This window comes from Clostridium fessum (assembly GCF_003024715.1).
Lineage (GTDB): Bacteria > Bacillota > Clostridia > Lachnospirales > Lachnospiraceae > Otoolea > Otoolea fessa.
In genome coordinates, this window is record NZ_PYLO01000001.1 from 356066 (window position 1) to 369450 (window position 13385).

General features: G+C 48.2%; 17 protein-coding genes. All 17 read right to left on the reverse strand.

Annotated features, from left to right (window positions below; translation table 11 throughout):
* Positions 1-192: 192 nt before the first annotated feature.
* Positions 193-708 carry a hypothetical protein gene (locus C7U56_RS01735; protein WP_106999899.1) on the reverse strand — a complete coding sequence of 172 codons (516 nt, stop codon included), beginning with the start codon at positions 706-708 and terminating at the stop codon, positions 193-195.
* A gap of 47 nt (positions 709-755) precedes the next feature.
* Positions 756-1409 (reverse strand): hypothetical protein, encoded by a 654-nt coding sequence (locus tag C7U56_RS01740; protein WP_106999900.1) that lies wholly within the window; start codon positions 1407-1409, stop codon positions 756-758.
* A gap of 21 nt (positions 1410-1430) precedes the next feature.
* Positions 1431-1748: a helix-turn-helix domain-containing protein gene (locus C7U56_RS01745; RefSeq protein ID WP_106999901.1), complete on the reverse strand. Its 318-nt coding sequence runs from the start codon at positions 1746-1748 to the stop codon at positions 1431-1433.
* A 449-nt stretch (positions 1749-2197) separates the two neighbouring features.
* Positions 2198-2566, reverse strand: coding sequence for a ribosome silencing factor (gene rsfS / locus C7U56_RS01755; protein WP_106999903.1), 369 nt, complete (start codon positions 2564-2566; stop codon positions 2198-2200).
* A 27-nt stretch (positions 2567-2593) separates the two neighbouring features.
* Complete coding sequence (gene yqeK / locus C7U56_RS01760) at positions 2594-3175, reverse strand: bis(5'-nucleosyl)-tetraphosphatase (symmetrical) YqeK (RefSeq protein ID WP_022359429.1); 582 nt, start codon at positions 3173-3175, stop codon at positions 2594-2596.
* Entirely contained in the window at positions 3175-3801 is a 627-nt protein-coding gene (gene nadD, locus C7U56_RS01765; protein ID WP_107000399.1) for a nicotinate-nucleotide adenylyltransferase, read from the reverse strand. Before nadD ends, yqeK begins: the two co-directional genes overlap by 1 nt.
* Before the next feature lie 50 nt (positions 3802-3851).
* Positions 3852-4148 carry a ribosome assembly RNA-binding protein YhbY gene (gene yhbY, locus C7U56_RS01770; protein ID WP_022359431.1) on the reverse strand — a complete coding sequence of 99 codons (297 nt, stop codon included), beginning with the start codon at positions 4146-4148 and terminating at the stop codon, positions 3852-3854.
* A 215-nt stretch (positions 4149-4363) separates the two neighbouring features.
* Positions 4364-5656 (reverse strand): GTPase ObgE, encoded by a 1293-nt coding sequence (obgE, locus tag C7U56_RS01775; protein WP_106999904.1) that lies wholly within the window; start codon positions 5654-5656, stop codon positions 4364-4366.
* Between the two features lie 59 nt (positions 5657-5715).
* Positions 5716-6006, reverse strand: coding sequence for a 50S ribosomal protein L27 (gene rpmA / locus C7U56_RS01780; RefSeq protein ID WP_022359433.1), 291 nt, complete (start codon positions 6004-6006; stop codon positions 5716-5718).
* A 3-nt stretch (positions 6007-6009) separates the two neighbouring features.
* Positions 6010-6339: a ribosomal-processing cysteine protease Prp gene (locus C7U56_RS01785; RefSeq protein ID WP_022359434.1), complete on the reverse strand. Its 330-nt coding sequence runs from the start codon at positions 6337-6339 to the stop codon at positions 6010-6012.
* A 5-nt stretch (positions 6340-6344) separates the two neighbouring features.
* The gene (rplU, locus tag C7U56_RS01790; protein ID WP_106999905.1) at positions 6345-6653 is read right to left on the reverse strand and encodes a 50S ribosomal protein L21; all 309 of its coding nucleotides are present in this window, start codon (positions 6651-6653) and stop codon (positions 6345-6347) included.
* 312 nt (positions 6654-6965) lie between these two features.
* Positions 6966-8276, reverse strand: coding sequence for a peptidase T (gene pepT / locus C7U56_RS01795; protein ID WP_106999906.1), 1311 nt, complete (start codon positions 8274-8276; stop codon positions 6966-6968).
* Positions 8273-8818: a Holliday junction resolvase RecU gene (locus C7U56_RS01800; protein ID WP_022358599.1), complete on the reverse strand. Its 546-nt coding sequence runs from the start codon at positions 8816-8818 to the stop codon at positions 8273-8275. The genes pepT and C7U56_RS01800 overlap by 4 nt, the downstream gene beginning before the upstream one ends.
* Positions 8819-8866: 48 nt before the next feature.
* Positions 8867-9865 (reverse strand): RluA family pseudouridine synthase, encoded by a 999-nt coding sequence (locus C7U56_RS01805; protein WP_106999907.1) that lies wholly within the window; start codon positions 9863-9865, stop codon positions 8867-8869.
* An 18-nt stretch (positions 9866-9883) separates the two neighbouring features.
* Positions 9884-10453 carry a hypothetical protein gene (locus C7U56_RS01810; protein WP_022358597.1) on the reverse strand — a complete coding sequence of 190 codons (570 nt, stop codon included), beginning with the start codon at positions 10451-10453 and terminating at the stop codon, positions 9884-9886.
* 57 nt (positions 10454-10510) lie between these two features.
* A complete protein-coding gene (locus C7U56_RS01815; RefSeq protein WP_106999908.1) occupies positions 10511-11275 on the reverse strand; it encodes an SDR family NAD(P)-dependent oxidoreductase in 765 nt (254 codons plus the stop codon).
* A gap of 67 nt (positions 11276-11342) precedes the next feature.
* Positions 11343-13385, reverse strand: coding sequence for a YgiQ family radical SAM protein (locus C7U56_RS01820; protein ID WP_106999909.1), 2043 nt, complete (start codon positions 13383-13385; stop codon positions 11343-11345).

Genomic DNA, 13385 nt, shown 5'->3' on the forward strand with positions numbered 1-13385 from the left:
CCGTACCTTGGCACCGTGATCCCTCACAGGTTTTTTACAGGGTGATTTGAAAATCTGCATGATATGCTTTTCCAAAGCCGTCTCCATGAACCGAAACACATAACCCGATAACAAATAACCGATAAGCGATGACAATGAACCGTAACCACTCGTAATTTTTTGTTAGAAGTATGCCCTGTACGGAAATTCTACTTAGATATCCACCTCAAACAGCACCGTCTGATTATAACGATCCAGTGCAATCTGCATTTCCATGATCGTATTGGAGATGCGGTCATATTCCTGCCGGATCAGTTCCGGATCGTAGTTGATATACTTATACTCCGGTGCCGAACCAGAAGAACCGAAGGAGTTGCCATAGACTCGCGTTTTTGGAAGTCTCTTGCGCATATCGTCAAGCACCGTCTTTCTCTTGTTGAGCTGCGCCATCCGGATTAGGATGCCGTCAATGCTCATTTCCTGAGCGCCGACCTGCACTTTTGCGGTGGCATTGGTCAGATTCAATGTGTGCTTGATAGTAAGGATCTTCCTGTCAATCTCATCAATCGTATTCGCAACAGTCATGTAATCATATTCCGGAACGACTGGTTCCTCGTTGACCGCAGCCACGTAAGTACTGGATGTCGATTCCTTGTTTACCCAGAATGCCTTGTCTTCTTCCAGGCTTCTCAGCATCTTATTTGCATAAGCCGATGTAATTTTCTGCATGATTTTCGCCTCCCACAATGTTCTTATCAATATAAATAAAAATGATCTCAGTCCCACAGATCCCAGAGATATCTGGTAAAAAGCTTCATTCCTTCTTTCATACACCGATCTCGGTATGCTGCCAGTTCCTTCTCCGCTGCAAACCATTGGTCCAATATCTCCTTGTATTCCGGCACATCGGACATGGTATGCACACAGTAATAACCTTTATCTTTTTCCTGCTCTTTTTCTTCTTCGGTTTTCAGCTTTTCACCAAACATCCCGTATTTCCGGGTGAAAGCCTCTCTTGCCTGATCATGTGCTTCTTCATATGGATTTTTCCGGTGACAGGTTTCCTCGTTTGCCTCCCGAAACAGAAATTCCATATGTTCCAGGATCCGGTTCCATTTCCGCACATTCTCTTCTTCGGTTCCTGTGAAAGATCCCGGATATCCATGACCGTTGATACGTAGATCGTTGAGCATATTGGGGATGATAACAAGAAACCACTGGTCAATCGCCCAGGCATCACGGTAGCAGTATCCGTAACGCAATCTCTGACAGATGCAGATGATATCTTCTTTCCAACGTTTTATCCATCCCAAGGGGAAAACGTGAATCGGTCCGTAAGTAAGAAAAACAGGATATTCCGGTTTGCGCATCTTACTTTTCCGTTTCTTTCGCAGAATATCATTTAACATAAATTTATGTTCCGATTCCATGTTTCACCGTCCTCTCCTCTATCATTTGTTTCTGATCCGATTGTAAATCATACGGCAACGGATGTCGTTCAACCATCGGTTTAAAATTCCCCATAAACGAGGAATATCCCCGTCAATGACGAGGATATCTTCAATCGTAGTATGCAATAATCTACTTAAAATAATGAAGTTGTCGATGCTGGGTAACGATTTACCGGACAGCCATTTGTAAATGGCCTGCGGATTTTCAAACCCGAAAGCTCCCTGGATTTCCCGAATCGTATACCCTTGTTCCAAAAGCAGTCTTCTTATGCGTTCCCCTGTCTCTTCCGGCTGGATTGACAAATACATTGGTTCCATACTTTGCACCTCCATGATTCAGGACCGTGTTTCTTGATAACGTAAATATTCTACCACGGAAAGGACAGACCCACCAGTACCAATCATACTATAGCAGTAGGGAATGTAGGGTTTTTCCTACCACTATTATATGATCTTTTAAAAAAATATCAATATATATACTTATTGCTTTGATACAACACTTCTCAATAAACAAATTGCGTTCGTTGCAATTAGCGTATTCCAACCTTGTAACTCGTTTTATTTCACTATTTTTGAAATTTACAAAATGGAGCGCTTTTAAAAAGTAAGTTTTGAGTTGAAAGGAAAACACTTTATCAGCCTTGTTCGCGATAGATGGGAAAACACAGATTTCAAGTTTTTCTCTCTTATTCGCGATAAAAGGGAAAAACCATTTGCAGGTTTTTCCCTTTCTGTTCGTGATATAAAAGGAATGAAACAAAAATCTATTACAATTCCTCCACATTCTCAACTACTTTTCCGTCTCTCCAGATGCGCTCCAGATCATAAAACAGTCTGTCATCGCGGGAGAAAATGTGTACGATCAGATCGCCGTAATCCATCAGGATCCATCCGGCAGTCTGATAGCCCTCGATCTGACGGCACTCATGACCGGCTTTGCCGAGTTCTTCCTCTACATTATCTGCCATTGCCTTTACCTGGCTGGCGTTGCTTCCGTCTGCGATGACAAAGTAATCAGCCAGTACAGATACTCCATGAATATCAATGACGCGAATATCTTCGCCTTTTTTATCTTCCAGCGCCTTTACGGCAAGTTTGGTCAGTTCTTTTGCTTCCACGGGGATTATCCTCCTCATTATTTTATTTAAATCCTGTTAATGTGTCTATTGATGAACATGACGTTCATGATAGTATTCCCAGGTCTGTTCGGTTGTATCATCCTCTGCCGTGCCCGTTTCCTTTAAATAATTGCGGGTGCTGTCCAGAATCTGATACAGCGCTTCGTCCAGATCTTCAAATGCAAGACGGCGGAGCTTCGGCAGATTTGGCGCCTTATCACGGCGCGGTTCGATGTAATCGGCTACGTACAGGATCTTGTCTAACAGGGACATCGCCGGTTTTCCGGTCGTATGGCAGGCGATTGCAGATAAGACCTCTGGATCGGTAATACCATACTTGTGTTCTGCCATCCATGCGCCTAATTTTGCATGAATCACAGCCGGAGCCCGCAGTTCACCTTCAGTCAGTTCAATGCCATGCTCCTGGCATTTGCAGATGATAGTCGCATCATCATAGCGCTTTGCACAGTCGTGGAGAAGTCCAGCCATCTCCGCCTGATCCAGATTGGCACTGTAACGCATAGCCAGAGCCATGCATGTGTATGAAACACCCAGCGTATGTTCATAGCGCATCGGGTTCAATTTCTTTTTCAAATGCTTCCGTATCTCTGTAATTCTTTCGTCCATTACACATTTACCTCCTGATACAAGCCGTGCTGTTCGATATATTGACAGACTTCCTTCGGCACCAGGGAACGAACGTCTGCTGCGTGTCCTGCCCGGAAAGCCGCGCGGATCTCCGCCGAAGCGACATCCATTTCACGGCAGTGAAGACGCAGAATATGCGCCTGATATTTCTGGTTTAAATAGGAAATCTGCTCATCCAGCGAACGATCCGCCTCCTCATGCTCTCTTGCTGCCGCCAAAAATGTGACGGCTGGAAGAACATATTCGGGATGATACCATTTTTCAATGTCCATAATTGAGTCTGCGCCCGCGATAAAGAAAAATTCAACATCCGGATATTCTTCTTTCAATAAGCGAAGCGTGTCTGCTGTGTAGGTATTTCCGCCGATTCTGCGAAGTTCAAAATCAGACAGCTTAAAATAAGGATACGGCGCGATCGCAGCTGCAGTCATTGCCAAACGGTCCTTTGCCGCTGTGATCGTATGATCCTTTTTATGCGGCGGGATCCTGGAGGGCATATACCAGATGCAGTCAAGATCATATTCTTCATACGCCTGTCTTCCCAACATGATATGTCCATTATGGATCGGGTCAAATGTTCCCCCCATAATACCGATCTTTTTCATCGTCATCCGTATCCTTTCTGTCAGAGATTCATTCGCAGAATGCAGCCCCTTTATTTTGGCAGAACGATCTTACGTTTTTTCTCGTCCTTTGCCTCTTTATAAAGAACAATTTTCTTGCCGATTACCTGTACTACCTGTGCGTGGGTACGCTCAGCCAGAACGGCTGCCAGCTCATTGCCGTCATCGACGCAGTTCTTCAGAATATTCAGTTTAATTAACTCGCGGGCCTCCAGCGCCTCTGCCACAGCAGCGGTCAGTTCTGGCGTCAGGCTGGATTTGCCGATCTGGAAGATCGGATCCATGGTCATCGCGAGACCTTTTAAATAAGCTCTCTGTTTGCTTGTCATAAAATCTATCTCCTGTTAAAATTCAAACTCAGATCCAGTGTGGATTTCTGAGTTTGAAATATTGTAAATGTGTAACTATTCAGTAGGTCTGCGCATTTACTGCGCTGACCGTACGAAAACATGGACCAGCAGGCAAAAATCCCATTGCCGTAGGCAATTTTTAATGGATTTTTGCGCGTGACTGTGAAGGTACTGAACAGTTACGTAAATGTCAATTATTTATAGTAATCAAATTCAAGACCATACATACGAACTGTATCGCCCTCTTCGATGCCAGCTTCTTCCAGCTCAGCCAGAATACCGCTGTCCTTTAAGAATTTCTGGAAGAACTGGAAGCCCTTCTCAGAATCAAGGTTTGTGTAACCGAGCATCTTCTCGATCTTCGGTCCTTCTACCACATAAATACCATCTTCATTGCGTTCCACGGTATACGGAAGATTCTCGCCCTGATACTGGTATTCAAATTCTTTTTCGAAAATAACTGGCTTGCGGTCAACCGTTTTCAGCAGATCATTTACATGGTAAAGGAGCTCTTTTACACCCTGCCCGGTAACTGCAGAAATGGCAAATACCTGGATGCCTTCCGGCTCAAATTCGCGTTTTAAGCGCTCTACCGGGTCTTCCCAGTCCTCTTCGCCAGTATTGTAAATCGAATCTACCTTGTTGGCAGCAATCACCTGCGGACGCTCTAAAAGCGACGGATTATATGCTTTTAACTCCGCATTGATGGTACGGATATCTTCAACCGGATCACGTCCCTCGACGGATGCCGCATCCACAACATGAACGAGAACCTTGGTTCTCTCGATATGGCGCAGGAAATCATGTCCCAGACCGATTCCCTGGGAAGCACCCTCGATGAGCCCCGGAATATCTGCCATGACAAAGCCTTGTCCATCCTGCAGATCAACCACGCCAAGATGCGGGTTCAGCGTCGTGAAATGGTAATTGGCAATCTTCGGACGTGCATTGGAAACGCGTGAAAGCAAGGTCGATTTACCGACGTTCGGGAAACCAACCAGACCAACATCTGCGATTACCTTTAATTCCAGCTGTACCCAGAGTTCCTGTGCCGGCTGTCCCGGCTGTGCATACTTCGGAACCTGCATCGTCGAGGTCGCAAAGTGCATATTTCCAAGACCGCCCTTGCCACCTTTTAAAATCACTTCTCGGCGGTTCTCGCCGGACATATCCGCGATTACCTTACCGGATTCAAAATCCTTGATAACGGTTCCTTCCGGAACCTTGACAATCAGATCCTCGCCGTCTGCTCCGTGACAGCGGCGCTTTCCGCCCTGCTCTCCGTCGCCAGCCACATATTTGCGGACATGACGGAAATCGGTCAGGGTATTCAGTCCGTCGTCCACTTCAAAAATGACATCGCCGCCGCGACCGCCATCGCCGCCGTCCGGACCGCCAGCAGCTACGAAAAGTTCCCGGCGGAAGCTGACATGACCGTCGCCGCCTTTTCCGGATCTGATATAAATTTTTGCACTGTCGGCAAACATAAATACCTCCTTCTGATCTGAAAAAAGCTCCATACAATCCGTATGGAGCTTCTTTATAATTATTCGTTAATTGTTCTCGGGTAAACAGAAACCTGCTTTTTGTCTCTGCCCTTTCTTTCAAACTTTACGACGCCGTCAACCATAGCGAATAATGTATCATCTCCACCGCGTCCTACGTTCACACCTGGATGAATCTTGGTTCCGCGCTGTCTGTAAAGAATGTTGCCAGCTAATACGAACTGTCCGTCTGCTCTCTTCGCACCAAGTCTCTTAGACTCAGAATCACGACCGTTCTTTGTGGAACCAACACCTTTTTTATGAGCGAATAACTGAAGGTTCATTTTAAACATGCGTTACACCTCCCTGAATCGAATTTTAATGTATTTATCTCCATAACTCTCCGCGATATCGGTAAGTCCAAGTATCAGCGAATCCATCAGGAGTTTTGATTCCGCACTTACAGTACCGGTAAAATGAAAAATAAACTGACCTGTCTTTTCATCCACACTGCCCTTAAAACCGTCATCGGTAAATTTTTCCACCGAATTAGCCATATTGACAGTCAGAACGGATACAGCCGCACAGACAATATCTTTGCCGTACTCATCATATCCAGCATGTCCCTTTACTTCCACTCCCGTGGTACATCCTTTGGAATCGGAGTATACGTCTACTTGAATCATTTCAATTAAGCGTTGATCTTTTCGATCTTAACTTCTGTAAAGAGCTGTCTGTGACCATTTTTCTTATGGTAGCCAGTTTTTCTCTTATACTTGTAAACGATAACTTTTTTGCCTTTGCCTTCTTTAACAACTGTTGCGGATACAGTAGCACCCTCTACAGTCGGGCATCCGATCTTCATCTCACCGTTGTTAACAGCCAGAACCTGATCGAAAGTAACAGCTTCACCTGCAGCAGCACCGAGTCTCTCAACTTTGATTACATCGCCCTCGGCAACCTTATACTGCTTACCACCTGTTGCAATAATCGCGTACATCTGATGGCACCTCCTATTATCATTACTCGCCAGCTATGGCGGCTTGCGCACTTTTAGCCTCGCTGTGCGGCACACTTAGATATTCTAGCATCGGAATATGGATCTGTCAATGGTTTTTTCTTGAATTTGGGAGAAAATTTCAAACCAGTGTTACGGATAAAGCTGCTTTTTCCAAGTCCTCATAAGTACCACCAAACTGTTCAACCCTTTTGCCTCTGTAAAATAAGCAGAAAAAAAGCTGGAAGTCCTGATCAACTTCATTTTTCAGTATTTACCAGAAAGAATGGTGAGGATCTCCTTTTACTATTTATTTCACTCAGCCAGAGCTGCAAACTGCTTTCCAATCTCCACCAGTATCTCCGCCGTCTTCTGAAGCGAATCCACCGGAATAAATTCATATTTTCCATGATAGTTATACCCGCCGGTGCAGAGGTTCGGGCACGGGAGCCCCATGTAGGAGAGGCGGGCGCCGTCGGTGCCGCCGCGGATCGGAACGACCTCCGGCTCGATGCCGCAGGCTGTCATCGCCTCTTTGGCGGTATCGATCAGGTACATGCACGGCTCAATTTTTTCTTTCATGTTGTAGTAGCTGTCCGTTACTTCGGCGATCACGGTGCCCTTACCGTATTTGCGGTTCAGGAAATCGGCGGCTTCGGCGAAAAATTTCTTTTTCTGTTCAAATTTTTCATGGTCGTGATCGCGGATGATATAATTTAACTGCGCCTCTTCTACATTTCCGCTCATTTCATCCAGGTGATAGAATCCCTCATAACCTTCTGTGTACATCGGATTTTCAAAGACCGGCAGCAGGCTCTGAAATTCCATGCCGATGAGAATGGCATTTTTCATCTTGAGCTTCGCATCTCCCGGATGGATGCTGGCTCCCTGAATCCGGACTTTGCCGGAAGCGGCGTTGAAATTTTCATATTCGATCTCGCCGATCGGACCGCCGTCTACCGTATAAGCAACCGCTGCACCGAAGTCTTTCACATCGAAACGATCCGCGCCGCGTCCGATCTCCTCGTCCGGCGTAAATCCAATGCAGATCTCGCCGTGCGGGATCTCCGGGTGGCTCAGGAAATATTCTGCCATCGTCATGATCTCCGCCACGCCTGCCTTGTCGTCGGCGCCCAGAAGCGTGGTTCCGTCAGTTACGATCAGATCCTGACCTTTTAAGTCGGCTAAAAACGGAAATTCTGAAACTTTCATGACAATTTGTTTTTCTGCATTTAATACGATATCTTTGCCGTCATATGCCTGGACGATGCGCGGCTTTACGTTTGTTCCGGTTAAGGACGGCGCGGTGTCTATGTGGGAAATGAAGCCAAGTGCCGGGATGGTAGCTTTCTGCCCAACGTCGGATGCACCGTGAGCAGACGCAGTGCTAAAAGAAGCTTCCGCTTCTTGCGGTGCAGAGGTACTGTCAGTATTATCCGGAATGCGTGCAAACAAGTATCCGTACTTGCTCATCCGCACATCGGATGCACCCATTTCTTCCAGCTCGCGTTTCAGCTCATTGGCTAACAGAAGCTGTTTTTTTGTGCTCGGGCAGGTGTCATATGCCTCGTCTGACTGCGTATCATATGATACATATTTCAAAAAACGTTCTACGGCTGTTGTCATGAAAAATCATCCTCTCTTTCTCCTAAATCCCGGCTCAGCGGTTCCAGATAATGGACTAATATATCCCGGTGGCTTTTGATGCGCCACGTTTTATCCATTTCCTCATATGTAAAACTCTTTCGTCCGCCCTGCTGCATCCGCTCCCAGTATGCGTCCAGATGGAAAAATGGCAGGTAGTAAAGTTCATCCCTCTGTGAAAAATATATAATTAAGAAAGCAATCCCGCCCTGCTCTTCAAATTCCCGCATAAATGCGACCTGATGCGGATGGACGTTCTGCAGTGGAAATGTATCTGCCGCGCATTCTTTCGCATCAAAGCAGACCGGGACGCCCTGAATCGCGCCGATGTAATCGACGGTACTCTTCTGGTCGAAATACGCCAGCGTGATATGGCGGCTGGTTTTATCGATCGAAACGGGTGTGATCGGCGTCGGGATTTTCTGGATCAATGCCAGCTTTTTCTCACGGTAAAGATCGTTTGTGTGGTTTATCATATCCTCCAGGGTTGAACCACGAAGTCCCCGGCTGTTCCAAGTCCCCATGTTGTTGCTCCTCCACTTATTTTTTTGATTTTTCGCACAATTTAAAATTTACAGGCGATGATTGGCTGGGCGTTTTGGAGCTGATTTCATCATCTCTTCCATCCGTTTCATCTCCGCCGGCATAGGCGCGGTAAATTCTTTGCCCGCCAGATATGAAAGCGGCTCGGAGATCGTTTCCGGCATTACCAGCCGCCACGCATGAAGCATCTGCGAACGGACGCCGAAGCGTTTCTTCACTTCCTCATTGACCCGGGGATCGCCGTACTTCGGATCCCCGGCGATCGGGTGTCCGATGGAAGCCAGGTGGGCGCGGATCTGGTGGGAGCGTCCGGTGATCAGATGAACCTCCAGAAAGGTATATCCATTTCCAGATACCAGCGGTCTGTATGCAGTCCGGATCGGCAGACTTCCAGGGGTCTCCTCTTTTCGGATCGACACCTGATTCGTCTTTTCATTTTTCGTCAGCCATCCCTCGATGCGAGCTTCACCTTTTACGATTCCCCGCACGACGCAGACATAATATTTTCCCAGACTCCGATCCTTGATGACTTCGGACATGATCTGCAGTCCCGGCAGGGAACGTCCAGCTGCCACGATGCCGCTTGTGTTGCGGTCGAGGCGGTTGCAGACGGACGGACGGAAGCACGCCAGGTCCTCTTTCTTTAATTTGCCGGAATCCAGCAGATAGTCAATCAGGTATTCAACCAACGATTCATCCGTCTCTTTCGCTTTCTGGGACAGCATTCCAGATGGCTTATTGATCAGTAAAATATGTTCGTCCTCGTAGACGATATCGAGCTTTTTCTTTTGAACCTTCTGAATCTTCACTTCCGAAAATTTCTCGATCGTCTCCTCTGCCAGAAACAGCTTGATCTCATCGCCCTCGGTCAGATGTTCGGAACCGTCGCATTTTTTTCCATTCAGGGTAATGTTTTTCTTCCGCATCATTTTATAAATGAAGCTTTTTCCCGCCAGATTCAGATATTTTGCCAGCAGCTTGTCCAGGCGCTGCCCCGCCTCATTTTTAGATACTGTCAGCATCCGCATGGCTGCCGCCTCCCTTTTTTACATCGATAATCCTTTTATTACGCGCACGCCGTACTCTACAGTTCCATCGTCCTCATACTCTGACGCCGGTTTCAGGCTGTGAATCCGCTTGTCAAAGGTGCTGCGTGAGGTCACGATTTTCAGGTTCGGATCCAGTTTGTTAGCCTTTAACAGTTCATTTAAACCTGCCTCCGCGCGCTTTACATTCAGCTTTGGATTAATGCAGTACACATAGATGCCGGTCGGGTGAACGACGGTCACATCGGACGGAATCACATCTTCCGGTGTCGTCAGAACCAGATCATAGAGAACTTCAAATTTTTCCTCATACGGCATATATGCCTCATGAAACGCCTGCTCCGGCGTATGGTATTTGAAAATGGCAATCAGCGGGGAAGCGAGATTCGCCGCCGGAAGTACCGTGACGATCGCCATGACCGTCAGAATTTTTTTGACGGAATCATTGTCTGTAAAAGACCGCCCAACCAGCTGTGCGATGATAAATAATGCCAGAAGTGCGATGATAAAAAGCTGTTTCCGCTTGAAATGATTGCGGTAGCCATAATCGCCTTTTTTTATCTTTTTCACGGTGTAAAAATCCTTTCTATCATGTTTTTATTGAATGATACTAGCTTTTTGTCTGATTTAATGGTTTAACGCCTGCATCGCGCGCAGAATCCATTCATGCGGAACTACCTTGCAGAGCACAAAAAATGCCTTCATCCATACGCCGTAAACCGACACGCTTTTTCCCGCCATACAGTCGCGGATGGCAAGTTTTACAACTTTGTGCGGATCTGCCATCACCAGACGCTTATAAAGCGGAATCTCCCCGGTTGTCTCGGCAATGTCGAAAAACTCGGTTTTGACCGGTCCGGGGCAGACCGCCGTCACGCCGATTCTGCGCGGGCGGAGTTCTTCCCGCAGGGCGCGGCTGTAGCTTAAGACAAATGCCTTGGTTGCCGCATAGATGGCAAATCCCGGCTGCGGCAGAAAGGAGGCTGCTGACGCGAACTGGAGAATCCGGCTGTTTTCGCTCATATAGGGAAGCACCATATGCGTGACCGCGCACAGCGCCTTGCAGTTGAGCTCTACCATTCCCGTTTCATCGTCAAGCGGCAGGTTCCCGACCGTTCCGATTTTACCAAAGCCGGAAGCATTTACCAAAAGCTTTACATTGGGCTTGCGCGCCGCCAGCTCGTTTTCCAGCGTCTCCCGCTGGGATGCATCCGTCAGATCGATGGCGAAACACCGCGCCGGGATCGGCAGCGTCCGTTCCAGCTCCTGCATCCGGTCCATCCGGCGGGCAATCAGCCAGACTTCCTGAAGTCCCGAAAAGCGATCCGCCAGCTGTCTGGCTGCCTCGCGCCCCATGCCGGAAGAGGCACCTGTAATTATCGCAATTTTCATGAGAAATTCCTCCCGTCTCAAGTATGTACGCTCGGAGTCGTTCCTGCATTCCGAGCGTACATACGTTTTATTTCTTCTTGTGCACGTTCCGGATGGTTTTTTTCTTTCCGCTTCCGCTGCTCTTTCCACCTACAGCGCCGCCAAATCCCCCCGCATTTCGTCCATTTCCATTTACGCCGGTCTGTTTGTGCCCGGTCATACCGCCCACAGCCGGTCTTTTGTCGTCTTTTGCACGATTGGCAGCAGCCGGTTTTGCCGCCTGGCTGCCATGATGCGCCCCTTTATATCCGCCAGCCGCGAAATCGCGTCCTTTGATCTGCCGCGGACGGATCAGGCATTTCTTATCAAAACCGATCAGATCCGTTCTGCCTGCCAGACGGAGTGCTTCCAGCACCAGATCATAGTTTTTCGGATTGCGGTACTGGATCAACGCACGCTGCATCGCTTTCTCATGCGGGTTGGTCGGCACGTACACTTTTTCCATCGTGCGCGGATCATATCCCGTGTAATACATACACGTAGACAGTGTGGATGGCGTTGGATAGAAATCCTGCACCTGCTCCGGCATGTAGCCGAGGTCGCGCAGATATTCTGCCAGTTCGATCGCCTCCTTGAGCGTGGAACCTGGATGGGAGGACATCAGGTACGGAACGAGGTACTGCTTCATTCCCAGCGAGTCATTCATCGCTGCATATTCCTTCATGAACTGGCGATAAACCTTATTCTCCGGTTTTCCCATCCGTTTTAATACATTATCCGATATATGTTCCGGCGCTACCTTGAGCTGTCCGCTGACATGGTACTGACAAAGCTCCCGCAAGAATGCCCGGTTTTTCTCCGCCAGCAGATAATCGAAACGGATACCCGAACGGATGAAAACTTTTTTTACCTTCGGAATCGCCCGCAGCTTCTTTAACAGGGAAATATAGTCGCTGTGATCGGCATTCATGTTTTTGCACGGCTGCGGGAACAGGCACTGTTTGTGCGGACAGGCACCGTAGGTCATCTGTTTTTCGCATGCCGGGTGACGGAAGTTTGCGGTCGGACCGCCGACATCGTGGATGTAGCCCTTGAAATCCGGTTCCTGGGTCAAAAGTTCTGCTTCCTGAATAATCGATTCATGGCTGCGGGTCTGCACGATGCGTCCCTGATGGAAGGTCAGCGCACAGAAGCTGCATCCGCCGAAGCATCCGCGGTTGCTGATCAGGCTGAATTTTACTTCCGTGATCGCTGGAATACCACCCGCTGCATCGTAACACGGATGCCAGGTTCTCATGTATGGAAGTGCGTAGACATCGTCCATCTCTTCCTGGGTCAGTGGTTTCGCCGCCGGATTCTGGACCACATAAAGGCGGTCGCTGTACGGCTCAACGAGGCGTTTTCCCGAAAATGGATCGGTGTTGCTGTACTGGGTGTAAAAGCTCTCCGCATACGTCTTTTTATCGGAGGAAACCTCGCGGTAAGACGGCAGACGGATTTCGTCGTAAACAGAATCCAGGTTTTCCGCCTTATAAACAGTTCCCTCGATGAAGGTGATATCCTTTGCCTCGATGCCGCTGGCCAGTGCATCCGCGATCTCCACGATCGAGCGCTCGCCCATTCCGTAGGAAATCAGATCTGCCTGGGAATCCAGCAGAATGGACCGTTTCATTTTTCCGGACCAGTAATCATAATGTGCCAGACGCCGCAGGCTGGCTTCGATACCGCCGAGAATGATCGGCTTTTTCGACCAGGTGCGGATCAGATTAGAATAGACGATCGTCGCATAATCCGGACGTTTTCCCATCTCGCCGCCCGGTGTGTAGGAATCCTTTGCGCGGCGCTTTTTCGAAACCGAATAATGGTTTACCATCGAGTCCATATTTCCGGCGCTCACAAGCCATCCGAGACGCGGTTCGCCCAGAATCTGAATGGATTCCGGATTCTTCCAGTCCGGCTGGGCGATGATGCCTACTTTATAGCCGTGCGCTTCGAGTATACGGCTGATGATCGCGTGGCCGAACGACGGATGATCGACATACGCATCCCCGCACACGTAGACAAAATCGCAGCTCTCCCAGCCGCGCTTGTCCATATCCGCCCTGCAGATCGGTAAAAAATCATGTATCAT

Coding starts and splice junctions, on each gene's coding strand:
- C7U56_RS01735 (WP_106999899.1), bottom strand. CDS start 708: ATGCAGAAAATTACATCGGCTTATGCAAATAAGATGCTGAGAAGCCTG.
- C7U56_RS01740 (WP_106999900.1), bottom strand. CDS start 1,409: ATGGAATCGGAACATAAATTTATGTTAAATGATATTCTGCGAAAGAAA.
- C7U56_RS01745 (WP_106999901.1), bottom strand. CDS start 1,748: ATGGAACCAATGTATTTGTCAATCCAGCCGGAAGAGACAGGGGAACGC.
- rsfS (WP_106999903.1), bottom strand. CDS start 2,566: ATGAGGAGGATAATCCCCGTGGAAGCAAAAGAACTGACCAAACTTGCC.
- yqeK (WP_022359429.1), bottom strand. CDS start 3,175: ATGGACGAAAGAATTACAGAGATACGGAAGCATTTGAAAAAGAAATTG.
- nadD (WP_107000399.1), bottom strand. CDS start 3,801: ATGAAAAAGATCGGTATTATGGGGGGAACATTTGACCCGATCCATAAT.
- yhbY (WP_022359431.1), bottom strand. CDS start 4,148: ATGACAAGCAAACAGAGAGCTTATTTAAAAGGTCTCGCGATGACCATG.
- obgE (WP_106999904.1), bottom strand. CDS start 5,656: ATGTTTGCCGACAGTGCAAAAATTTATATCAGATCCGGAAAAGGCGGC.
- rpmA (WP_022359433.1), bottom strand. CDS start 6,006: ATGTTTAAAATGAACCTTCAGTTATTCGCTCATAAAAAAGGTGTTGGT.
- C7U56_RS01785 (WP_022359434.1), bottom strand. CDS start 6,339: ATGATTCAAGTAGACGTATACTCCGATTCCAAAGGATGTACCACGGGA.
- rplU (WP_106999905.1), bottom strand. CDS start 6,653: ATGTACGCGATTATTGCAACAGGTGGTAAGCAGTATAAGGTTGCCGAG.
- pepT (WP_106999906.1), bottom strand. CDS start 8,276: ATGACAACAGCCGTAGAACGTTTTTTGAAATATGTATCATATGATACG.
- C7U56_RS01800 (WP_022358599.1), bottom strand. CDS start 8,818: ATGGGGACTTGGAACAGCCGGGGACTTCGTGGTTCAACCCTGGAGGAT.
- C7U56_RS01805 (WP_106999907.1), bottom strand. CDS start 9,865: ATGCGGATGCTGACAGTATCTAAAAATGAGGCGGGGCAGCGCCTGGAC.
- C7U56_RS01815 (WP_106999908.1), bottom strand. CDS start 11,275: ATGAAAATTGCGATAATTACAGGTGCCTCTTCCGGCATGGGGCGCGAG.
- C7U56_RS01820 (WP_106999909.1), bottom strand. CDS start 13,385: ATGATACATGATTTTTTACCGATCTGCAGGGCGGATATGGACAAGCGC.